The sequence below is a fragment of the Thermus arciformis genome, assembly GCF_900102145.1.
Classification (GTDB): domain Bacteria; phylum Deinococcota; class Deinococci; order Deinococcales; family Thermaceae; genus Thermus; species Thermus arciformis.
Map to the genome: position 1 here is coordinate 1 of NZ_FNBC01000025.1, position 19,807 is coordinate 19,807.

Below are 19,807 nucleotides of genomic sequence, written 5' to 3' on the forward strand. Positions count from 1 at the left end.
TCTTGACCGAGGCTTAAGACCGGCAAGGCCCTCTTCCTTGAGGCGTTTCCGCCAGCGGTAATAGGTGGCCCGGCTGATCCCCAAAAGCTCCTGGATCTCGGGCCAGCCCATCCGGTATTTCCTGAGCGCCTCCACCTGTTTGAGCTTCCGTAAGCGGTCCTGAACCGTGGGATCGCCGGCCCCGGCCTCTTGGAGTTCCCGGGCCTTCCGCGCTCCCCGCAAAACCTCTTTGCCAACCGTGGTAAGCTGCATCCGTGGGGACCCCCTCTCTTCTGGAGTGGTCCCCACATTTTTACTCGTCCAGTCTCACATGTGTCTGTCCGGGTTCAGGCTATGCGTCCGGAAAGGCTTCCCGTGGCCCCCGATACCACCCCATGCGGGCTTGCGCCCGCACGGGGGCCCCGGCAAAGGGTCCGCGAGGGGCTTCCTCGGGCTAGCCGGGTGAAGGAAACAGGGAGAGAGGGCATGAGGTGTAGGCTTAGGCCATGCGCGGCCTCCTTTCCCGGCTCATCTTGAACACCCTGGCCCTGTGGCTCGTGAGCCTCCTTTACCCCGGGGTGGCCTTTGCCCCCGGGGCGGGGGTCGTGGACTACCTGGTGGCTGGGGCCATCTGGGGCCTGGCCAACGCCCTTCTCAGGCCCCTCTTCCTCTTCCTCACCCTGCCCCTAAACCTCCTCACCTTCGGGCTTTTCACCTGGGTGGTGAACGGGGCCCTCCTCTACCTGGTGGCCCAGGCCACGGCCCTGGAGGTCCGGGGCTTCCTCGAGGCCCTCCTGGGGGCCTTCCTCCTCTCCTTGGTGAGCCTCTTCCTCAACTGGCTCTTCCGGGATTAGCGGTTTTCCGTCACGTAGCGGGAAAGCTCCTCTATGAGCACCTCCTGCTCGGCGATGATGGCCTTCACCGCGTCCCCGATGGAGATCACCCCCACCACCTTGCCCCCTTCCACCACGGGCAGGTGCCGCACCCGGTGCTCCGTCATCAGGCGCATGGCCTCGGAGAGCTCCGTTTCCGGGGCCACGGTGACCACCTGCCGGGTCATGACCTCCTCCACCCGGGTGTCCTTGGAGAAGCGGCCCAGGAGGACCAGCTTCCTGGCGTAGTCCCGCTCGGAAAAGATCCCGAGAAGCTGGTCGCCCTCCATCACCAAGAGGGCTCCGATGTCGTGCTGGGCAAGCTCTTTGAGGGCCTCCAGCACCGTGGCCTCGGGCGGGATGGCGTAGACCTCCCTGCCCTTGCGGAACAGGACCTGGCGAACGGTCATATGACCCCCTTTCCCTTTAGGGGTTCATTATACCAAAGGCGCCCCGCCTTATCGGACGGTGAGCACCGGCCCCACCGCGTGGCGCACCACGTACTCCGCCGTGCTTCCCAACACGAGCCGCCGCACCGGGGCCCCCAGGGCCAGGAGGTCCGTGGGCTCCTGCAGGGCCAAAAGGTGCTCGGCGGGGTCGCCGGAGAGGGCCAGGGCCTCCACCTGAAGGCCCTGGTCCTTCAGGTAGGCCTCGGCCTCCAAGGCCCAGGAGCCCGCCTGCGTGGGGTCCTCGTGGACGCTCACCACCCGCACCCTAAGCCCCAGGGGCCTCGCCAGGGCGGTCAGGGTGTGCATGGCCCGCACCGCGCTTTCCGAGGCGTTGTACCCCAGAAGGGCCCCTTCCAGCTCCACGGGTTCCATGGGGGCCACCACCACGGGGGTAGGGGAGGCCCGGACCACCCGGTCCACGGTGCTTCCCAGGCCCTGGAAGCCTCCCCCGTGGGCCTCCCCGCTTCGGCCCAGCACCAAAAGGTCCGCCCCCCGGGCGTGGCGCAGGATCGCTTCGTGGGGTAGGCCGGTTTCCAGGATGGCCTCCGCCGTAAGGCCCGCCTCCTGGGCGCTTTTCAGAAGGCGTTCCAGTATGGCCTCGCCCTTGAGGGTAAGGACCCTTTCCAGCTCCTGGCGGTAGACGGGAAGGGGGATGGTGAGGGCTCCCAGGTCCAAGGGCTCGAGGCCCCGCAGGAGGCGGACATCCCGCACATAAAGCAGGATGAGCTTGGCCGAGAGCTTGTAGGCCAGCCACTCCGCCAGCGCCTCCGCTCCCCTGGCCTGGGGCGAGCCGTCCGTGGCGAGGAGGATCCGCATGCCCCCATCTTACGCCCTTTCTCCCCGCCTTCTTCGCCCGGCCAAGCGCCCGCGCGTTGGGGCCTCTGCTTGGGCGCAAGCCCACAGGGGGTAGCGTTACGCCCTCCCAGGCGCCCTTTCCCCCACCCTCCGGGCCAAGGCCCAGGCGGGCAGGATGAGGCTTCCCAGGGCCAAAAGCACGGGGAGCACCCCGAAGGCCTCTATGAGATGGCCGATGGGGGCGTAAAAGAGCCCGGCGAACCCCCAGGTGAAGCCCATGAGGAGGCCGGACACCGTGGCGGTCTGGTTCGGCTCAAGCTCCTGCGCCAGGGCCACGGCCACGGGGATCCCGGCGTTCATCAGGGCCCCGGTGGCGGCCAGGAGGAGGAGGTAGAGGGGGTTTTCCGGGGGGAAGAGGAGAAGCCCCAAGTAAAGGGGAAGCCCGAAGGTGAGGGTGCCCACCAGCACCGCCTTCCGCCCCAGGCGGTCCGAGAGGGTGCCCCCGAGGAAGGTGCCCAAGGTGGCGGAGAAGCTGTAGACGGAAAGGCTGAAGGCGGTGTAGGCGTCCGAAAGCCCCTTCTGCCCGAACCAGTAGGGCAGGGTGGTGGAAAAGCTCATGAAGACCAGGCTCCTCAGGGTGGCCATCCCCCAAAGCCGGGCCACGTCCCCCCGGAAGACCCTCAGGAAGTCCCTCACCCCGGCGGGCTTCCCTCGGCGGCGCACCGGGGGCAGGCGGAGGAGGGCCAAAGCGGGAAGGAGGGCCAAGGGGGTAAGCCAGAAGAGCCCCTTAAGCCCCAAGGCCCCCACGGTGAAGAGGGCCACCAAAGGGCCCAAGGAGAGCCCCAGGTAGCCCGCGGAGCCGAAGAAGGAAAGCCAAAACCCCTTGCGCTCCTTTGGGGCGAACTCCCCCACCAGGCTCGCCCCCGAGGCGTGGAAGAGGGCCGAGCCCAGGCCCGCCAAACCCAGGACCAAAAGGAGGAGCTCAAAGCGGGGCCAAAGGCCCAAAGACCCCATCCCCAGGGCCACCAGGACCGGCCCTAAGGCCGAAAGGAGCCTGCGGTCCATGCGGTCGGCGATGAGGCCGGCGAAGGGCTGCAGGAGGCTTCCTGTGAGGGAGTAGACCGAGACCAAAAGCCCGGCCGTCCCCAGGCCCACGCCGAAGTGGTCCATGAGCTTGGGAAGGAGGGGGGTGAGGAAGTTGCCGAAGAGGTCGTTGACGGTGTGAAGCCAGGCCAGGAGGAGGGGCAGCACCCCTCCATGCTACCCCCCTTCTCGGGAAGGGTGTGTTAGAATCCCCACGTGCTTGGGGCTTTCCGGAGCGCAAAAATGAAGATGGCGCGCCCGAGAGGACTCGAACCTCTGACCTTCGGCTCCGGAGGCCGACGCTCTGTCCAGCTGAGCTACGGGCGCACTCAAGCGGGAGTACTATAGCACGGGAAGAAGGAGGCGGTCAAGTGTTCGGCATCAACAAGAGGCTCATCACCATCCTTTTCGGCTTACTGGCCCTGGCCTTCGCCGTGGGGGCCATCCTCCTCTTCACCCCCCAGGCGGGGCAGGAGGCCCGCGGCAAGCCCGTCCTTTGGGTGAACGGCAAGCCGGTCTACGAGCTGGACCTCCTCAGGCTCCAGGGCAACGACCCCCTCTACGCCGCCAACCCCCAGGGCCTCCTCAAGACCCTAGTGGACACCCACTTCCTGGAGCAGGTAATCCTCACCGAGGCCCTGAAGCAAGACGCCTCCCGGGTGCGGGTGGGGAGCGCCGAGGTGCGCAAGGAGCTGGACCGGATCCGGGAGCAGTTCGGCCTCAAGGACAAGAAGGCCTACGAGCAGTTTCTCAACCAGATCGGCTACACCGACGCCCAGCTCCGGGCGGAGATCAAGGCCCAGCTCCAGATCCAAAAGCGCCTGGACCAAATCCGCTCTGCGGCCAAGCTCACCCCCGAGGAGGTGCGCTTTTACTTTGAGGTCCACCAGGAGGCCTACAAGACCGAGCCCCGGGTTCAGGCTCGCCAGATCGTGGTGGACGACAAGAAGCTGGCCGAGGAGGTCCTTTCCAAGCTCAAGGCGGGGGAGGACTTCGCCGCCTTGGCCAAGCAGTACTCCAAGGTGGGGGCCGAGCAGGGAGGGGCCCTGGGGGCGGGCCCCGGGGAGACGGAGCCCAAGCCGGTGACCAAGGTGGTCTTCCCCGAGAAGGTGGCGGAGGAGGTCTTCGCCCTGAAGGGGCCTGGGCTGGTGGGGCCCGTGGAGGCCTCGGGGCGGTACTACCTGGTGAAGGTGGAGGCCTACCTCCCTCCCAAGGTGCCCACCTTTGAGGAGGTGAAGGACCAGGTGGAGAAGGACGCCCAGGCGGCCAAGGGGGATGGGGCCCTGGAGGCCTACCTGGAGGAGCTCCGCAAGAAGGCCCAGGTGCGCTTCGCCGAGGACAGCCCTTACGGCTACAAAAACCCCGTGGTGGCGAAGGTAGACGAGACGGAGATCCTCCTTTCCCAGGTGCTCCAGCCCGTCTTCTCCAACCAGCAGACCCAGGCCCTCATCCAGCAAGGCCTAGGGGAGCTCGCCGTGCAGTTCTTCCTTCCCCAGACCCTGGAAAGCCTCATAGACCGCGAGCTCCTCGTGAAGGCGGTCAAAAGAAGCGGCAAGCCCTTCGTGGGCACGAAGGACGCCATAGCCCAGGCCTACCTCCTCTACGAGACCCGAGACGTCACCGCCACCGAGGCCGAGGCCAAGAAGTACTACGCCGAGAACCCCGCCCTCTTCACCGTTCCCGCAAGCGCCCGGGTGGTGGGGGTGAGCTTCAAGGAGGAGGCCAAGGCCAAGGCCTTCCGCGAGGCGGCCTTGAAGGCTCAGGACCTCGAGGCCCTGGCCAAGGCCCACGGGGGAACGGTCACCGACTACGGCGCCGTCAACCCCAACCAGCTTCCCGCCGTCTTGGACCGCCTGGTCTTCAAGGTGAAGGACACCTTCCCCAAGGGGCCCTTGGGAGAGGTGAGCGAGGTGGTGAAGTTGGAGGACGGCACCTTCGTGGTGCTCCTCATCAAGGACCGCAAGCCCGAGGTCCTGAAGCCCTACGAGGCGGTCAAGGAGGAGGCCCTTGCGGGGGTGGTGGCCAAGAAGCGCCAGGAGAAGGCTCAGACCCTCCTCCAGGCCCTGCGCAAGGAGGCCAAGATAGAAAACCGTCTGAGCCAGGTGCTGGCGGAGCTTACCCCCAAGACGGAGGAGGCCCCCAAGGAGGCTCCCCAGGAAGCGCCCAAGAAGCCCTAGGCTTGCTGCACCAAGACCCGGGGAGGCCGAGCGCCCGCACCGCTTTGGGGCCCCCACCGCGGCTCTGGCCGCGGTGGGGTGCTTAAGATGAGGGCATGGAACCCCGGGACCTCCTCCGCCTCCTCCTCCTCTACTACGAGGCCAAGCCGGACCCGGAAAACCCCTTGGAACGGGTGGCCTTCGGCACCAGCGGCCACCGGGGCTCGAGCCTCAAGGCCACCTTCACCGAGGCCCACGTCCTGGCCATCGCCCAGGCCATCGCCGACCTGAGGGGCTCCTTTGGGGCCACGGGCCCCCTTTTCCTGGCCAAGGACACCCACGCCCTTTCCGAGCCCGCCTGGGCCACGGCCCTGAGCGTCTTCGCCGCCAACGGGATTGAGGTGCGCACCGAGGCGGAAGGGGACCACACCCCCACCCCCTTGGTCTCCTTGGCCATCTTGGAGCACAACGCCCACCACGGGGCCAAGGCGGACGGCGTCCTCCTCACCCCAAGCCACAACCCCCCGGAGGACGGAGGCTTCAAGTACAACCCCCCCACGGGGGGCCCGGCGGACACCCGCGTCACCAAGGCCATTGAGGAAAGGGCCAACGCCCTCCTCCGGGAAGGCCTCAAGGGGGTAAAGCGCCTTCCCCTGAAGGAGGCCCTTTCCCGGGCGAAGCCCTTTGACTACGCCGGGCTTTACGTGGAGAGGGTGGGGGAGGCGGTGGACCTGGAGGCCATCCGCGCCTCGGGCCTCAGGATCGGGGTGGACCCCTTGGGCGGGGCGAGCCTCAGGGTGTGGGAGCGCCTGGCGGAGCGCCACGGCCTCCCGCTGGAGGTCGTGAACCCCACCCTGGACCCCACCTTCCGCTTCATGCCCCCTGACCACGACGGCAAGGTCCGCATGGACTGCTCCAGCCCCTACGCCATGGCGGGCCTCTTAGCCCTCAAGGACCGCTTTGACCTCGCCGTCGGCAACGACCCCGACGCCGACCGCCACGGCATCGTCACCCCCAGGGGCCTCATGAACCCCAACCACTACCTGGCGGCCGCCGTCCACCACCTCTTCACCACCCGGGCCTGGCCGGGGGCCAGGGTGGGCAAAACCGCGGTCACCAGCGCCCTTTTGGACCGGGTGGCCAAGGCGCTCGGGCGGGAGGTGTACGAGACCCCCGTGGGCTTCAAGTACTTCGTGGAGGGGCTTCTTGGGGGGTGGCTCGGCTTCGGGGGGGAGGAAAGCGCCGGGGCGAGCTTTCTCCGGTTTGACGGCCGGCCCTTTTCCACGGACAAGGACGGGATCCTCCTCGGGCTTCTCGCCGCGGAGATGACGGCCAAGCGGGGAAAGGCCCCGGACGAGCTCTACGAGGAGCTGGCCGGGGCTTTGGGCCGTCCCTACTACGCCCGCAAGGACCTGCCCCTGGCCCCGGAGGCCAAGGCGCGGCTGGCCCGGCTTTCCCCTTCGGACGTGCGGGAAAAGGAGCTGGCCGGGGAGCCTATCCTGGCCGTGCTCACCCACGCTCCCGGCAACGGGGAGCCCCTGGGGGGCCTCAAGGTGGTGACGGAAAACGCCTGGTTCGCCGCCCGGCCCAGCGGCACGGAGGACGTGGCCAAGGTCTACGCGGAAAGCTTCAAGGGGGAGGACCACCTAAAGGCAGTGCTGGAGGCGGCCTTGTCCTTGGTGGCGCGGGTTTTGGCCTAGGCCCCCGCGTTGACAGCCCTTCCCCCCCCGGGTAGGATGGGGGCGGTTTTTAAGGGGGATAAAAATGCGCGCTCTCCTCCTCATATCCCGTGCCATAGATGCCCTTAACGAGCGGGTGGGGCAGCTGGTGGCTTGGCTGGTCCTCTTGGTAACCCTGCTTTCCGCCGTGAACGCAGGGGTGCGCTACGCCTTTCGCTACAGCTCTAACGCCTACCTCGAGGCCCAGTGGTACCTCTTTGGCCTCATCTTCCTCTGGGGGGCGGGCTGGACCCTGAAACACAACGGCCACGTGCGGGTGGACGTCCTCTACAGCCGACTTCCCAAGAGGGCCCAGCTTTGGATAGACCTCCTCGGCACCCTTTTCTTCCTGCTCCCCATGGTGGGGCTCGTGCTGTGGCTCTCCTGGCCCATCGTGATGGAGTCCTTAAGGATCCGGGAGATGTCGCCCGATGCGGGAGGCCTTCCCCGCTGGCCCATTAAGCTTGCCCTTCCCATCGGCTTAGTCCTCCTCGGCCTTCAGGGGTTTTCGGAGATCATCAAGCGGATCGCGGCCTTGACCGGGCACCTCGAGCTTTCCGCCGAGGCTTCGGAGGAGGTGGTCTAATGTCCTTTGAACTCATGGCCCCTCTGATGTTCTTGAGCCTGGTGGTGGTGCTCCTCCTCGGGTACCCCGTGGCCTTCTCTCTAGGGGCGGTGGGGCTTGGTTTCGCCTTCTTGGGGATGCACTACGGTTACCTCAACCTAGGGCTCTTGCAAAACATCCCCTTGCGCATCTTTGACACCATGCAGAACCAGCTCCTCCTGGCCATCCCCTTCTTCACCCTCATGGGGCTCATCCTGGAGCGGAGCGGCATGGCCGAGGACCTTCTGGACACCATCGGCCAGCTCTTTGGCTCCCTGCGGGGGGGGTTGGCCTATGCCGTCATCTTCGTGGGGGCCCTTCTCGCCGCCACCACCGGGATCGTGGCGGCGAGCGTGATCGCCATGGGGCTCATCTCCTTGCCCATCATGCTTCGCTACGGCTACTCTCCCAGGCTCGCCACGGGGGTCATCGCCGCAAGCGGCACCCTGGCCCAGATCATCCCCCCAAGCCTGGTCCTCATCGTCATGGCCGACCAGCTGGGGGTTTCCGTGGGGGACATGTACAAGGCGGCCTTCGTTCCCGGCTTCATGCTGACGGGGCTTTACGTGCTCTACGTCCTCCTCACCACCCTCTTAAACCCCAAGGCTGCTCCGGCCCTGCCGCCCGAGGCGCGTCCCTTCGCTGGGTACGAGCGGGGGGCCCTCTTGGGGCTCTTGAGCTACCTGGTCCTGGCCCTTATCCCCTGGGGGCTTTCCCTCCTCAACCTTCCCTCAAGCCCATGGCTAGACCTCCTCCTCCTCGGCCTAGGGGTGGCCATCACCCTCTACCTCCTTTGGAGAAACCCCCTTTTCGCCCGGGTTTTCCGGGTCATGATTCCGCCTTTGGTGCTGATCTTTTTGGTCCTGGGCACCATCTTCCTGGGGATCGCCACTCCCACGGAAGGCGGGGCCATGGGGGCGGTGGGGGCCCTCCTCATGGCTCTGAGCCGCCGCCGCCTGAACCGGGAGCTCCTCACGCAAGCCCTCCGGGAAACCGCCAAGCTTACCAGCTTTGTGGTCTTCATCCTGGTGGGCTCGCGGATCTTCAGCCTGGTCTTCTACGGCATAGACGGAGACCTCTGGGTGGCCGAGCTCCTCAAGAACCTCCCGGGAGGGGAGCTAGGGTTCCTTCTCCTCGTGAACCTCTTCGTCTTCTTCTTGGCCTTTTTCCTGGATTACTTTGAAATCGCCTTCATCATCCTTCCCCTCTTGGCCCCCGCGGTCAAGGCCATGGACATCAACCTCATCTACTTCGGCGTGCTCCTTGGGGTCAACCTGCAGACCTCCTTCATGCATCCTCCCTTCGGCTTTGCCCTCTTCTACCTGAGGAGCGTGGCCCCCAAGAGCGTGAGCACGGTGGACATCTACTGGGGGGCCGTGCCCTTCATCCTTATCCAGCTCCTCATGGTCCTCATCCTCCTCCTCTTTCCCGGTATCGTCTACGCCTTTCTCGGCTAAAAGCGGTAAAGGAAGGCCCCCCGGCCCTTGGGGCCGGGGGGAGCCCGCTTGCCCCTATACCGCCGGGAAGGCGAACTGCTCGTAGCCCAGCTCGGCCACGGCGAACCAGCGGTACTGCGCCTCCCGGAACTTCTTCCAGGCGGTGTAGACCTTTCTGTAGGTGGCGTCCTTGGCCGCCTCCTCCTCGTACCAGTCAAAGGCCGCCTTCTGGGCCGCCTTCATGATCTCCGCGGGCCACTTCCGGAGCTTCACCCCGTTTTTGAGGAGGCGTTGGAGGGCCTCGGGGTTGACCTTGTCGTACTTGGCCAGCATGGTGAGGTTGGCCTCGGCGGCGGCCACCTCAAAGGCCTGCTGGTACTCCTTGGGGAGTTTCTGCCACTCCTTGAGGTTCACGTAGAAGGAGAGCTGGGGGCCGGGCTCCCAGAAACCGGGGTAGTAGTAGTACTTGGCCACCTTGTAGAAGCCGAGCTTCTCGTCGTCGTAGGGGCCCACCCATTCGGTGGCGTCAATGGTACCCCGCTCCAGGGCCGGGTAGATGTCCCCGCCCGCCAGCACCTGGGGCACCACGCCCAGGCGGCTCATCACCTGGCCGCCGGGCCCGGGGATGCGCATCTTGAGGCCCTTGAGGTCGGAAAGCCCCTTGATCTCCTTGCGGAACCAGCCGCCCATCTGGGCCCCGGTGTTGCCCCCCGGGAACTGGATGATGCCGAAGTCCGCGAAGATGGGGCGGAAAAGCTCAATTCCGCCCCCGTGGTACATCCAGGTGTTCTGCTGCCGGGCGGTGAGGCCGAAGGGCACGCTGGTGTCAAAGGCCAGGACCTGAGCCTTGCCCACGAAGTAGTAGCTCGCCGTGTGGCCCACCTCCACCGTGCCCTGCTGCACGGCGTCCATCACCTGGAGGCCGGGGACGATCTCCCCCGCCTGATAAGTGCGGATCTGGAACCTTCCCCCGGTAAGCTCCCGCACCCGCTCTGCCAGCACGTCCGCCGCCCCAAAGATGGTGTCCAGGCTCTTGGGGAAGCTAGAGGCCAGCCGCCAGCGCACCGTGGGGCTTCCCTGGGCGAAGACCGGGCCGAAGGCCGCGCTCGCCGCCACGCCGATACCCGCCTTCTTCAGAAACTCACGCCGCTTCATTTTGACCTCCTTCGCGGTCCGACGGGATTATACCCCGGGCCCGGGTGGAGGGTGCAAGTCCTTGCACGCCTCAGCGCACGTAGAAGTGGGTTTCCGCCACCTGGTAACGCCTGGCCCTCGAGGCCTCCAGATACACCCGGAGCCGGGCGTCCCAGTCTGTGTAGACCCCCTCAAGCCGCAAGGCCCCCGGTTCCGTATCGGTGTACACCGCCCGCACCCGGTGGAGGCCCCGGGGAGGGGTGAGGACGTAGCGGTAGGCCCCGGGCGGCAAGACGTGGGTGCCCCGGGGAAGGTAGAACCGGTCCAGCTCGTAGGTGTGGCCGTCCGGGTCCTGAACCACCAGGCTCACCCAGCCAGGGCTCTCCAGGGTGAGGAAGAAGCGCACCTCCTCCCCCACGAAGTACGTGGCCCCCGTCCCCCGGTCGGGCTCAAAGCGGAGGATGGCCGGGGTGAGGTCCAGGCGGTAGGTGAGGGTGAGGCCCTCCAGGGTCACGGTGCAGGCGGAAAGAAGCCCCGCAAGGAGCACCAAGAGGAAGCGCATACCGACCTCCTTCCTCAGGGTACCTGTTCTTCCCCCTCCCGATCTTGGGGAAACCTTAAGGCCGCCTGGGCCACGGGGCCATAGCGCTTCCGGTGGACGGGGCTAGGTCCTAAGGCGAGGAGGGCCGCCTGGTGCTCCGGGGTGCCGTAGCCCTTGTGCCGGGCGAAACCGTAGCCCGGGTAGAGGCGGTCCAGCTCGGCCATGATCCGGTCCCGGTGGACCTTGGCCAGGATGCTGGCCGCGGCCACCGTGGGGCTGTTCTCGTCCGCCTTGGGGGGGGCGAGGAGGGGAAGGGGGGTGGGAAGGGGGAGGTAGTCCGTGACCAGGGCCTTTGGGGCGAGGGGAAGGCCCTGCAAAGCCCTTTCCGCCGCGAGGAGGGTGGCCTTCAAGACCCCAAGCCGGTCCACCTCCGCCGCCTCCACCACCCCCAGGGCGTAGGCCAGGGCCACCTCCTTGACCCTTTCCGCCAGGCGCTCCCTCGCTTTGGGGGAGAGGAGCTTGGAGTCCCTGAAGGGGTACTCCCCCGGGGGCAGGACCACCGCCCCCACCACGATGGGCCCCGCCCAGGCCCCCCGGCCCGCCTCGTCTAGGCCCGCCACGAAGAGGCCCTTTCGCCAGAAGGGGGCTTCCAAGGGCCCTTCGGCCATGGGGCCATCTTATACGCTTAGGGCATGCTCCGGCGCGCCCTTCCCTTCCTCGCCCTCCTGGGAGGGGCCCTCGCCCAGGCCTTTTGGGTGGAAACCCCCTTGGGCCGGGCCCAGGGCCGCCTCGAGGGCGGGGCCATCGCCTTCTACGGCCTCCCCTACGCCGAGGCGGAGCGGTTCCAGGCCCCAAGGCCCCCAAAGGCCTGGCCCCACGGCGTGGGCCAGGAAGCGGTGGCCTGCCCCCAGGCCCCGGGGATCACGGCCCGCCTCGGGGGGAGCCTCCCCCCGGAAAGGGAGGACTGCCTGGTCCTGAACATCTACCTCCCCGCCCAGGTCCCGCCCCCGGAGGGCTTCCCCGTCATGGTCTACCTCCACGGCGGGGGCTTCACCTCGGGGGCGGCCGCCGAGCCCATCTACCGGGGGCACCGGCTAGCGGAAGAGGGGGTCGTCGTGGTGGCCCCCAACTACCGCCTGGGGCCCTTGGGCTTCCTCGCCCTTCCCGCCCTGGCGGAGGAAGACCCCAAGGCGGTGGGGAACTACGGGCTTTTGGACGTCCTCGAGGCCCTCCGCTTCGTGAGGGACTATATCCGCTACTTCGGGGGCGACCCCAAGAACGTCACCCTCTTCGGGGAGTCCGCCGGGGGGATGCTGGTCTGCACCCTCCTCGCCACCCCGGAGGCCCGCGGCCTCTTCCAGAAGGCCATCGTCCAGTCGGGAGGGTGCGGGTACGTCCGGGCTTTGGAGGAGGACTACGCCCAGGGGGAGGCCTGGGCCAAAGCAAGGGGGTGCGACCCCAAGGACCTCGCCTGCCTCCGCGCCCTCCCCCTGGAGAGGCTCTTGCCCGAGGAGCCCGGCCTCGAGGCCATGGGCCGCTTCCTCGCAAACCCCTCCCTCTTCCGGGCGGGCCCCTTCAAGCCCCACCTCTCCTCCTTCCTCCTCCCCCAGGACCCCAGGGAGGCCCTAAGGGAGGGGAAGGCGGCGGGTATCCCCCTCATCGCCGGGGCGAACGCCGAGGAGGTGGCCTTCCCCGCCCTCCAAGCCCTCCTCGGGCCCGGGGACTGGGAGGAGGCGGAGAGGCGGCTCCTCGCCTCGGGGCTTTCCCGGGAGAAGGCCCAGGCCCTCCTCGCCCACTACCGGAAGGAGGCCCCCGACCCCAAAAGGGCCTGGGGGGAGGTGCAGACCGACCTCACCCTCCTCTGCCCTTCCCTCCAGGTAGCGAGGCTCCAAGCCCCCCACGCCCCCACCTACGCCTACCTCTTCACCTTCCGGGTGCCGGGATGGGAGGGGCTTGGGGCCTTCCACGGCCTGGAGCTCGCCCCCCTCTTCGGGAACCTGGAGGCCATGCCCTTCCTCCCCCTCTTCCTGGGCGAGGAGGCCAAGGCGAAGGCGGAGTACCTGGGGCGGAAGATGCGCCGCTACTGGACGGGTTTCGCTAAGGACAGGGAGCCCAAGGGGTGGCCCCGCTGGCCCCTCTACCGGGAGGGCCACCTCCTGCGGCTGGACGTCCCCCTGGGGCTCCTTCCGGACCCTTACGAGGAACGGTGCCGCGCCCTCGAGGCCCTTGGGCTACTCTAAGGGTATGAAGGCCCGCGCCACCTGCCCCCTGGACTGCCCCGACGCCTGCAGCCTCCTCCTCACCCTGGAGGGAGGACGCCTCCTCCGGGTGGAGGGGGACCCCCGCCACCCCATCACCCAAGGCTTTGCCTGCGCCAAGACCTACCGCTACCCGGAGAGGGTAAGGGAAAGGCTCCTCTACCCTCTGCGCCGGGTGGGGAGGAAGGGGGAGGGGAGGTTCGTGCGGGTCTCCTGGGAGGAGGCCCTGGACGAGATCGCCAAGCGCCTCATGGAGGTCCTGGACCGGGAGGGGGGCGAGGCCGTCCTCCCCTACCACTACGCCGGGACCATAGGCCTTGTGGAGAACCAGCACCCCCTGGCCTTCTTCCGGGCCATCGGGGCGAGCGAGCTTCTGGAGACCATCTGCGCCACGGCGGGGAGCACCGCCTGGGAGATGACCTACGGCCCCCGCCTCGGCCCCGACCCCGAGGACATCCCCGGAAACGCCCGCTATATCCTCCTTTGGGGCATCAACAGCCTCTCCACCAACAGCCACCTCACCCCCTTCCTCAAGGAGGCGAAAAGGCGGGGGGCCAAGGTGGTCCACATAGACCCCTACGAAAACCTCACCTCCCGCTTCGCCCACGAGCACATCCGGCTCCGCCCCGGCACGGACGCCGCCCTCGCCTACGCCCTGGCCCACGTCCTCTTCCGTGAGGGCCTTTTGGACTGGGATTACTTGGAAAGGGCGGCGGTGGGCCTGGAGGAGTTCCATAAAGAAGCGGAAAGGTGGACCCCAAAGCGGGCGAGCGCCCTCACCGGCGTGCCCGAAGAGGCCATCCTCCGCCTCGCCCGGGAGATAGGGGAGGCGAAGCGGGTTTTCCTGCGGGTGGGCTACGGCATGACCCGCCACCCGGGAGGGGGAAACGCCCTAAGGGCCGTGATCCTCCTCCCCGCCCTCCTCGGGGCCTGGCGCTACCCGGGGTGCGGGGCCATGCTCTCCACGAGCGGGGCCTTCCCCCTGAACCGGCGCTTCCTCGGGGGGCGGCACCTCCTCGAGGGGGACCACCCCCACGAGGGCTACTTCCGGCCCAACCCCAAGGCGCGGGCCATCAACATGAACCAGCTCGGCACCGCCCTCACCGAGCTAGACCCTCCCATCCGGGTCCTCTTCGTCTTCAACACGAACCCCCTGGTGGTGGCCCCAAACACCGGGAAGGTAAAGGCGGGGCTAGAGCGGGAGGACCTCCTCACTGTGGTCCTGGAGCAGGTGATGACGGAGACCGCCCGCTTCGCCGACTACCTCCTCCCCGCCACCTTCTTCTACGAGCACCCCGACCTCTACACGAGCTACGGGCACTACTACCTCTCCTGGAACGAGCCCTTAAGCCCGCCCGAAGGGGAGGCCCGGCCCAACACCTGGGTCTTCCGGGAGCTGGCGAAGCGGCTCGGCCTGAAGGAGCCCACCCTCTACTGGACGGCCGAGGAGGTGGCGGAACGCCTCCTCGCCTCGGACCACCCTTACCTAGAGGGGATCACCCTGGAAAGGCTCAAGGGGGAGGGCTTCGTGAAGCTCAACCTCCCTAGGCCCTTCCTCCCCTTTGCCGAAGGCAAGGTGCGCTTCAGCCCCCCGCCCGAGGTGATCCCCACCGAGCCCCTTCCCGAATACCCCCTGATCCTCCTCACCCCCCCGGCCCACCGCTTCTTAAACACCACCTACGGGGACGTGAAGGCCCTGGTGGAGGCGGAAGGCGGGGAGCCTAGGCTTCTCATCCACCCCGAGGACGCCGAGGCGCGAGGGATTCGGGACGGGATGCTCGTCCACATCCGTTCCCCTTGGGGAAGGGTCACGAGGAAGGCCCACGTCACCGAGGCCCCCATCCCGGGGACGGTGGTCCTCGAGGGCACCTGGTGGGAGAAGTGGGCCCCGGACGGCAAGGGGGTGAACCACCTCACCTCGGAAAGGCTCACCGACCTGGGCGGGGGAAGCACCTTCCACTCCACCCCGGTGGAGGTGGAGCCCCTGCGCCTCGCCTGATTTGCGCCTGGGCTACAATCCTGCTACCCTTAGGGGGTGCGCGGCGCTAGGCCCCGCAAGCGCTCCGTGGCCCTGGCCGCCTGGGGCGAGGAGGGGCTTCTTTTGGTCCTCCGCCCCCAGGACGACCCCGAGTTCGCCGGGGCCTGGGGGCTTCCCGCGGTGAGCCTCCAGGGGGAGGAGGCCCTGGAGGAGGCCGCCTTAAGGGTCGCCCGGGAGAAGCTCGGCGCCGAGGTGGCCGAGGCCCGGCCCCTGGCCTTCGGCGTGGAGGAGCGGCCGGGCTACACCCTGGAGCTTTGGGTCTACGAGGGAAGGCTTCTGGGAAGGCCCCGCCTCCCCGAGCCCAAGCCGGGTAAGACCTACTACGCGGCCTTCCGCTTCGGTGGCCCTGAGGAGCTTACGGCGGCCGCAAGGCAAGGCTCCCTTTGCAGCCGGCTTTACCTCGCGGTCAAGGGGCTTTGCCCCTAGAAGGGACACCATGGAAACCCTGCTTCTCGTACGGCTTTTCCACGAGCTCGCCCTTAAGGGGAAAAACCGCCCCTTCTTCCTCAAGCGGGCCAAGGCCCACGTGGGGCGGGCCCTAAAGGGCCTGGGGGTGGCCCTTCAGGGGGAGTGGCCCATGGCCCTCCTCTTCCGCCTCCCCGAGGCGGCCTGGCCCGAGGCCAAGGCCCGCCTCCAGGACACCCTGGGGGTGGAAGGCTTCGCCCGGGTCCATCGGACCCCGCCCGACCTCGAGGCCCTGAAGGCCGCCTTGGAGAAGGCCCTGGAGGGCGAGAGCTTCCGGAGCTTCCGCATCACCGCCAAGCGCTCCGACAAGGCCTTCCCCCTCACCTCCCCGGAGATAGAGCGGGCCCTCGGGGCCTTCGTGAAGGAGAGGACCGGGGCCCAGGTGCGGCTCAAGGGGGCGGAGCGGGAGTTCGTGGTGCGCATCCTCCCCGGGGCGGCCCTTCTGGAGGTGGAGCGCCACCCGGGCCCCGGGGGGCTTCCCCCTGGGGTCTCCGGCAAGGTGGTGGCCCTCCTCTCCGGGGGCATAGACTCCCCCGTGGCCGCCTACCGCCTCATGCGCCGGGGGGCGGAGGTGGTCCTCGTCCACTTCCACCCCTTCCCCCTCCTCTCGGGGGCGAGCCGGGAAAAGGCCAAGGCCCTCGCCGAGCGCTTGGCGCGCTTCCAGCACCGCCTGAGGCTCCACCTGGTCCCCTTCAGCGAGGTGCAGCGCCACATCATCGTGGAGGCCCCCACGGCCTACCGGGTGGTCCTCTACCGCCGCTACATGCTCAGGATCGCCGAGGCCATCGCCAAGGAAGAGGGGGCCCTTGCCCTCTGCACCGGGGACAGCCTGGGCCAGGTGGCCTCCCAGACCCTGGAGAACCTCCACGCCGTGAACCAGGCGGCCACCCTCCCCGTCCTAAGGCCCCTCATCGGGTGGGACAAGGAGGAGATCATGGCCGAGGCCAGGAGGATCGGCACCTACGAAACCTCCATCCTCCCCGACGAGGAGTGCTGCACCCTCTTCGCCCCCAAGCACCCCGTGACCCGGGCGAGGCTGGAGGTGGTCCTGCAAACGGAGGCCCGCCTCCCCACGGAGGCGCTTTTGGCCTTGGCCCTAAAGGAGCGGGAGGTCCTCACCTACACCTGGCCCGGAAAGTCCCTACCCAAGGCGCCGGAGGACGCTTTTATAATGGAGCATGGACCTGCTTGAGGCGAAGCGCCTTCTGGAAACGGGGGCCACCACCCCCCTCGCCCTTCTGGAGGAGGCCCTGGAGCGGGCGCAGGCCTTCCGGGACCGGAACGCCCTCGCCTATCTGGACGAGGAGGCCGCCCGTAAGGAGGCCCTGGCCCTCACGGAGGAACTCAAGCGAGGCCAGGTGCGGGGGCCTCTCCACGGCCTTCCCCTCACCGTAAAGGACCTCTTCCCCGTGAAGGGGATGCCCACCCGGGCGGGGACGAAGGCCCCCCTCCCCCCCCTTCCCGAGGAGGCGAGGGCGGTGCGCCGCCTGAGGGAGGCCGGGGCCCTCCTCTTCGCCAAGACCAACATGCACGAGATCGCCCTGGGCATCACCGGGGAGAACCCCTGGACGGGCCCGGTGCGAAACGCCGTGGACCCCACCCGGCAGGCCGGGGGGTCTAGCGGCGGGAGCGCCGTGGCCGTGGCCTTAGGGATCGGGCTCGCCTCCTTGGGCTCGGACACCGGGGGGTCCATCCGCATCCCCGCGGGCTTCAACGGGGTGGTGGGCTTCAAGCCCTCCTACGGCCGGGTGAGCCTGGAAGGGGCCCTTCCCCTCTCCCGCTCCACGGACCACGCCGGGCCCCTCACCAAGAGCGTCCGAGACGCCCACTTCCTCACGGAGATCCTGGCCGGGGAGAGCATCCCCTTGGAGGGCGTCCAGAACCCCGTTTTCGGGGTCCCTTTGGACTTCCTAGAGGGGAGGCTTGGGGTGGAGGTGCGGAAGGCCTTCACCCGGCTCTTGGAAGACCTCCCCGCCCTAAGGGCCGAGGTCCGGGAGGTCTCCTTGCCCTTAAGGGGGGTCTATGAGGTCTACACCCGCCTCGTGCGCTACGAGGCGGCCCGGATCCACGAGAAGGCCCTGAAGGAGCACCCCGAAGGCTTCTCCCCCCAGGTGCGGGAAGCCCTCCTCGCGGGCCTCGCCCTCACGGAGAAGGACTACCGGGACGCCGTGGCCGAGCGGGAGGCCCTGCGCCTGGAGCTCGCCAAGGCCTTAAGGGGGGTGGACGCCCTCCTCCTCCCCGTCCAGCCCCTCCCCGCGCCCCCCTTGGGCACGGAGGAGGTGGAGCTGGAGTCCGGCAGGAAGGGCCACCGGGAGGCCTTCATCACCCTCACCCTCCCCTTCAGCCTCCTCGGGGTCCCCACCCTCGCCCTCCCCTTCGCCAAGGTGGAGGGGATGCCCGTGGGGCTCCAGGTGGTGGGGCCTTACGGGGAGGACGGGAGGGTCCTGGCCCTCGGGGGGTGGCTCGAGGCCCGCCTCAAGTGAGCCAGAGGTAGAGGGCGGCCAAGGAGAGGAGGGTAAGGGGCAGGCCCAGGCGGAGGTGCTCCAGGAGGCCCACCTGCACGCCCTCCCGCTTGGCCCCTTCCGCCACGATGAGGTTCGCCACGCTGGCGAGGAGGGTGAGGTTTCCCGCCAGGGTGCTCCCCCCGGCGAGGAGGAGCCACTCCTCCGGGGTCTTGGCCAAAGGGGCGAGGAGGAGGACCGCGGGCACGTTGGAGATGAGGAGGGAGAGGAGGGTGGCGGCGAGGAGGAGGCCGAGGGGGCTAGAGGCGAGGGGCAAAAGGGCCTCCGCCACCCCCAGGCGGCGCACCCCTTCCGTGAGGACGAAGAGCCCGCCGAACATCACCAAAAGCTCCCAGTCCACCCGGGTGAAGTACCGCTCCGAGCGGAGCCTCCGGGTGAAGAGGAGAAGCCCCGCCGCCACCAAGGCCCCCTGGGCCATGGGGTAGCCGAGGAGGAAGGCGAGGAGGAGCCCCGAGGCCACGAGAAGCCCTTTGCGGAGAAGCCCGGGGTGGAGCCGGTAGCGCAAAGGGGGAGGGGGCGGGAGGGGCCTTAGGGAGCGGGTCTCGGGGTAGAGGAGGGCGAGGAGGCCCACCTGCAGGGCGAGGCCCAGGAAGGCCACGGGGAAGAGGGCCCGGAGGAAGTCCAGGTAGGTCATCCCCGAGAGGCTCGCCACCAGGATGTTCTGGGGGTTTCCCGTGGGGGTCATGAGGCTTCCCGTGTTCACCCCCGCCATGAGGGCGAGGAGGTAGGGCACGGGGTTCAGGCCCAGGCCCCGGGCGAGGCGGAGGACGAGGGGGGTGAGGAGGAGGGCCATGGTGTCGTTGAGGAAGAGGGCGGAAAGGAGGCCTGAGCCCAGGCTGAGGAGGACGAGGAGGGCGAAGGGGGTCCTGGCCCTTTTCCAAAGCCCCTCCGCCACCCAGCCGAAGAAGCCCGCGTAGCCCAGGTGGGCGTTCAGGACCATGACCCCGAAGAGGAAGACCAGGGTGGCGGGGTCCAGGGCCCGCCAGGCCTCCTCGAGGTCCAAGGCGCCGAGGAGCACGAGGAGGCTTGCCCCCACCAGGGCCACCCCCGCCCGGTTCATGCGGTAGCCGGGAAGCCCCCCCAGGGCGAGGCCCAGGTAGGCGAGGAGGAGGACGAGGAGGCTAAGGGTTTCCCGAAGCGCCATAGAGCCTGGCCTCTAGCCTCGCCTTCACCCCCGGCCACTCCTCCTTGAGGACGCTATAGACCACGTCGTCCCGGAAGGCGCCGTCGGGAAGCCTGCGGTTTTTCCGCAAGACCCCTTCCCGCACCGCTCCCAGGGCCTCCAGGGCCCTTTGGCTCCTTTCGTTCCTCAGGTCCACCTTGAACTGGACCCTCTCCGCCCCGAGGACCTCAAAGGCGTGGCGGAGGAGGAGGTACTTGGCCTCCTTGTTGACGGGGCTTCCCCAGAAGGGCTTGAAGAGCATGGTGCCGAGCTCCAGCTTGGCGTGCTCGGGCTCGGGGGCGATGACGGAGATGCGCCCCGCGAGGGCGTCCTCCCGATAGACGGCCCAGTTCACCCGGCCGGGTTCGGCGAGAAGCCCCTCCAGATGGGCCCTCAAGGCCTCGGGCGTGGCCTCCTGCGGGGCCCGGCTCAAAAAGCGGTAGACCTCGGGGTCGTAGTGACGGAGAAAGGCGGGAAGGTGGGCGAGGCTTAGGGGCCTAAGGCGCACGTACCGTCCTTCCAAGACCTGAGGAAAGCGCCACATGAACCCATTATGCTGTGGTAAAATTCCCCTTGAAAGGAGGCAAGGATGTTG

At 68.1% G+C, this 19,807-nt stretch carries 19 protein-coding genes and 1 tRNA gene; 10 read left to right on the plus strand and 10 right to left on the minus strand.

What is annotated here, in order from left to right:
* On the minus strand, window positions 1-252 hold a 252-nt coding region (locus BLP62_RS09010; protein ID WP_143004351.1), incomplete at its 3' end, for a helix-turn-helix domain-containing protein.
* A gap of 233 nt (window positions 253-485) precedes the next feature.
* Between BLP62_RS09010 and BLP62_RS09015 the strand changes: the two genes are divergently transcribed.
* Window positions 486-833, plus strand: coding sequence for a phage holin family protein (locus tag BLP62_RS09015; protein WP_093007908.1), 348 nt, complete (start codon window positions 486-488; stop codon window positions 831-833).
* Here the strand turns inward: BLP62_RS09015 and BLP62_RS09020 are convergent.
* The 4 genes from BLP62_RS09020 to BLP62_RS09035 all read right to left on the minus strand — a co-directional run bounded on the left by BLP62_RS09020 (window position 830) and on the right by BLP62_RS09035 (window position 3,505).
* The gene (locus BLP62_RS09020) at window positions 830-1,261 is read right to left on the minus strand and encodes a CBS domain-containing protein (protein ID WP_093007910.1); all 432 of its coding nucleotides are present in this window, start codon (window positions 1,259-1,261) and stop codon (window positions 830-832) included. The genes BLP62_RS09015 and BLP62_RS09020 overlap by 4 nt on opposite strands.
* A 48-nt stretch (window positions 1,262-1,309) precedes the next feature.
* Window positions 1,310-2,116: a universal stress protein gene (locus BLP62_RS09025; protein ID WP_093007912.1), complete on the minus strand. Its 807-nt coding sequence runs from the start codon at window positions 2,114-2,116 to the stop codon at window positions 1,310-1,312.
* Window positions 2,117-2,212: 96 nt separating this feature from the next.
* Window positions 2,213-3,346 carry an MFS transporter gene (locus tag BLP62_RS09030; RefSeq protein WP_093007914.1) on the minus strand — a complete coding sequence of 378 codons (1,134 nt, stop codon included), beginning with the start codon at window positions 3,344-3,346 and terminating at the stop codon, window positions 2,213-2,215.
* A gap of 82 nt (window positions 3,347-3,428) precedes the next feature.
* Window positions 3,429-3,505: transfer RNA gene (locus tag BLP62_RS09035), tRNA-Arg, on the minus strand.
* 44 nt (window positions 3,506-3,549) lie between these two features.
* Between BLP62_RS09035 and BLP62_RS09040 the strand changes: the two genes are divergently transcribed.
* The 4 genes from BLP62_RS09040 to BLP62_RS09055 all read left to right on the plus strand — a co-directional run bounded on the left by BLP62_RS09040 (window position 3,550) and on the right by BLP62_RS09055 (window position 9,113).
* A complete protein-coding gene (locus BLP62_RS09040) occupies window positions 3,550-5,355 on the plus strand; it encodes a peptidylprolyl isomerase (protein WP_093007916.1) in 1,806 nt (601 codons plus the stop codon).
* Between the two features lie 95 nt (window positions 5,356-5,450).
* On the plus strand, window positions 5,451-7,034 hold the full coding sequence (locus BLP62_RS09045) for a phosphohexomutase domain-containing protein (RefSeq protein WP_093007918.1): 1,584 nt from the start codon (window positions 5,451-5,453) through the stop codon (window positions 7,032-7,034).
* 64 nt (window positions 7,035-7,098) lie between these two features.
* Window positions 7,099-7,638, plus strand: coding sequence for a TRAP transporter small permease subunit (locus BLP62_RS09050; RefSeq protein WP_093007920.1), 540 nt, complete (start codon window positions 7,099-7,101; stop codon window positions 7,636-7,638).
* Window positions 7,638-9,113, plus strand: coding sequence for a TRAP transporter large permease (locus tag BLP62_RS09055; RefSeq protein ID WP_093007922.1), 1,476 nt, complete (start codon window positions 7,638-7,640; stop codon window positions 9,111-9,113). The genes BLP62_RS09050 and BLP62_RS09055 overlap by 1 nt, the downstream gene beginning before the upstream one ends.
* Before the next feature lie 54 nt (window positions 9,114-9,167).
* Here BLP62_RS09055 and BLP62_RS09060 read toward each other — a convergent pair whose 3' ends face one another.
* The 3 genes from BLP62_RS09060 to BLP62_RS09070 form a co-directional block, all read right to left on the minus strand.
* The gene (locus tag BLP62_RS09060; protein ID WP_093007924.1) at window positions 9,168-10,247 is read right to left on the minus strand and encodes a TRAP transporter substrate-binding protein; all 1,080 of its coding nucleotides are present in this window, start codon (window positions 10,245-10,247) and stop codon (window positions 9,168-9,170) included.
* A 70-nt stretch (window positions 10,248-10,317) separates the two neighbouring features.
* Window positions 10,318-10,788: a DUF4384 domain-containing protein gene (locus BLP62_RS09065; protein ID WP_093007926.1), complete on the minus strand. Its 471-nt coding sequence runs from the start codon at window positions 10,786-10,788 to the stop codon at window positions 10,318-10,320.
* A gap of 14 nt (window positions 10,789-10,802) precedes the next feature.
* On the minus strand, window positions 10,803-11,435 hold the full coding sequence (locus BLP62_RS09070) for a ribonuclease HII (RefSeq protein ID WP_093007928.1): 633 nt from the start codon (window positions 11,433-11,435) through the stop codon (window positions 10,803-10,805).
* 24 nt (window positions 11,436-11,459) lie between these two features.
* On the opposite strand from BLP62_RS09070, the gene BLP62_RS09075 reads away from it, so the two are divergent.
* From BLP62_RS09075 to BLP62_RS09095, 5 genes are read left to right on the plus strand one after another with little or no spacing between them, the layout of a single operon-like run.
* Window positions 11,460-13,007, plus strand: a complete 1,548-nt coding sequence (locus BLP62_RS09075) for a polyhydroxybutyrate depolymerase (protein ID WP_093007930.1) — start codon at window positions 11,460-11,462, stop codon at window positions 13,005-13,007.
* 4 nt (window positions 13,008-13,011) lie between these two features.
* Window positions 13,012-15,024, plus strand: coding sequence for a molybdopterin oxidoreductase family protein (locus BLP62_RS09080; RefSeq protein WP_093007932.1), 2,013 nt, complete (start codon window positions 13,012-13,014; stop codon window positions 15,022-15,024).
* A gap of 36 nt (window positions 15,025-15,060) precedes the next feature.
* Complete coding sequence (locus tag BLP62_RS09085) at window positions 15,061-15,489, plus strand: NUDIX hydrolase (protein WP_093007934.1); 429 nt, start codon at window positions 15,061-15,063, stop codon at window positions 15,487-15,489.
* A 10-nt stretch (window positions 15,490-15,499) separates the two neighbouring features.
* On the plus strand, window positions 15,500-16,720 hold the full coding sequence (thiI, locus tag BLP62_RS09090) for a tRNA uracil 4-sulfurtransferase ThiI (protein WP_093007936.1): 1,221 nt from the start codon (window positions 15,500-15,502) through the stop codon (window positions 16,718-16,720).
* Window positions 16,707-18,011 carry an amidase gene (locus BLP62_RS09095; RefSeq protein ID WP_093007938.1) on the plus strand — a complete coding sequence of 435 codons (1,305 nt, stop codon included), beginning with the start codon at window positions 16,707-16,709 and terminating at the stop codon, window positions 18,009-18,011. The genes thiI and BLP62_RS09095 overlap by 14 nt, the downstream gene beginning before the upstream one ends.
* Here BLP62_RS09095 and BLP62_RS09100 read toward each other — a convergent pair.
* Together BLP62_RS09100 and BLP62_RS09105 are read right to left on the minus strand one after the other, a co-directional pair.
* Entirely contained in the window at window positions 18,004-19,194 is a 1,191-nt protein-coding gene (locus tag BLP62_RS09100) for an SLC13 family permease (RefSeq protein WP_093007940.1), read from the minus strand. The genes BLP62_RS09095 and BLP62_RS09100 overlap by 8 nt on opposite strands.
* Window positions 19,172-19,756: a GNAT family N-acetyltransferase gene (locus BLP62_RS09105; RefSeq protein ID WP_093007942.1), complete on the minus strand. Its 585-nt coding sequence runs from the start codon at window positions 19,754-19,756 to the stop codon at window positions 19,172-19,174. The genes BLP62_RS09100 and BLP62_RS09105 overlap by 23 nt, the downstream gene beginning before the upstream one ends.
* Window positions 19,757-19,807: the final 51 nt, after the last annotated feature.

Coding starts and splice junctions, on each gene's coding strand:
- BLP62_RS09060 (WP_093007924.1), bottom strand. CDS start 10,247: ATGAAGCGGCGTGAGTTTCTGAAGAAGGCGGGTATCGGCGTGGCGGCG.
- BLP62_RS09075 (WP_093007930.1), top strand. CDS start 11,460: ATGCTCCGGCGCGCCCTTCCCTTCCTCGCCCTCCTGGGAGGGGCCCTC.
- BLP62_RS09070 (WP_093007928.1), bottom strand. CDS start 11,435: ATGGCCGAAGGGCCCTTGGAAGCCCCCTTCTGGCGAAAGGGCCTCTTC.
- BLP62_RS09100 (WP_093007940.1), bottom strand. CDS start 19,194: ATGGCGCTTCGGGAAACCCTTAGCCTCCTCGTCCTCCTCCTCGCCTAC.
- BLP62_RS09095 (WP_093007938.1), top strand. CDS start 16,707: ATGGACCTGCTTGAGGCGAAGCGCCTTCTGGAAACGGGGGCCACCACC.
- BLP62_RS09025 (WP_093007912.1), bottom strand. CDS start 2,116: ATGCGGATCCTCCTCGCCACGGACGGCTCGCCCCAGGCCAGGGGAGCG.
- BLP62_RS09020 (WP_093007910.1), bottom strand. CDS start 1,261: ATGACCGTTCGCCAGGTCCTGTTCCGCAAGGGCAGGGAGGTCTACGCC.
- BLP62_RS09105 (WP_093007942.1), bottom strand. CDS start 19,756: ATGTGGCGCTTTCCTCAGGTCTTGGAAGGACGGTACGTGCGCCTTAGG.
- BLP62_RS09055 (WP_093007922.1), top strand. CDS start 7,638: ATGTCCTTTGAACTCATGGCCCCTCTGATGTTCTTGAGCCTGGTGGTG.
- BLP62_RS09015 (WP_093007908.1), top strand. CDS start 486: ATGCGCGGCCTCCTTTCCCGGCTCATCTTGAACACCCTGGCCCTGTGG.
- BLP62_RS09065 (WP_093007926.1), bottom strand. CDS start 10,788: ATGCGCTTCCTCTTGGTGCTCCTTGCGGGGCTTCTTTCCGCCTGCACC.
- BLP62_RS09050 (WP_093007920.1), top strand. CDS start 7,099: ATGCGCGCTCTCCTCCTCATATCCCGTGCCATAGATGCCCTTAACGAG.
- BLP62_RS09045 (WP_093007918.1), top strand. CDS start 5,451: ATGGAACCCCGGGACCTCCTCCGCCTCCTCCTCCTCTACTACGAGGCC.
- BLP62_RS09080 (WP_093007932.1), top strand. CDS start 13,012: ATGAAGGCCCGCGCCACCTGCCCCCTGGACTGCCCCGACGCCTGCAGC.
- thiI (WP_093007936.1), top strand. CDS start 15,500: ATGGAAACCCTGCTTCTCGTACGGCTTTTCCACGAGCTCGCCCTTAAG.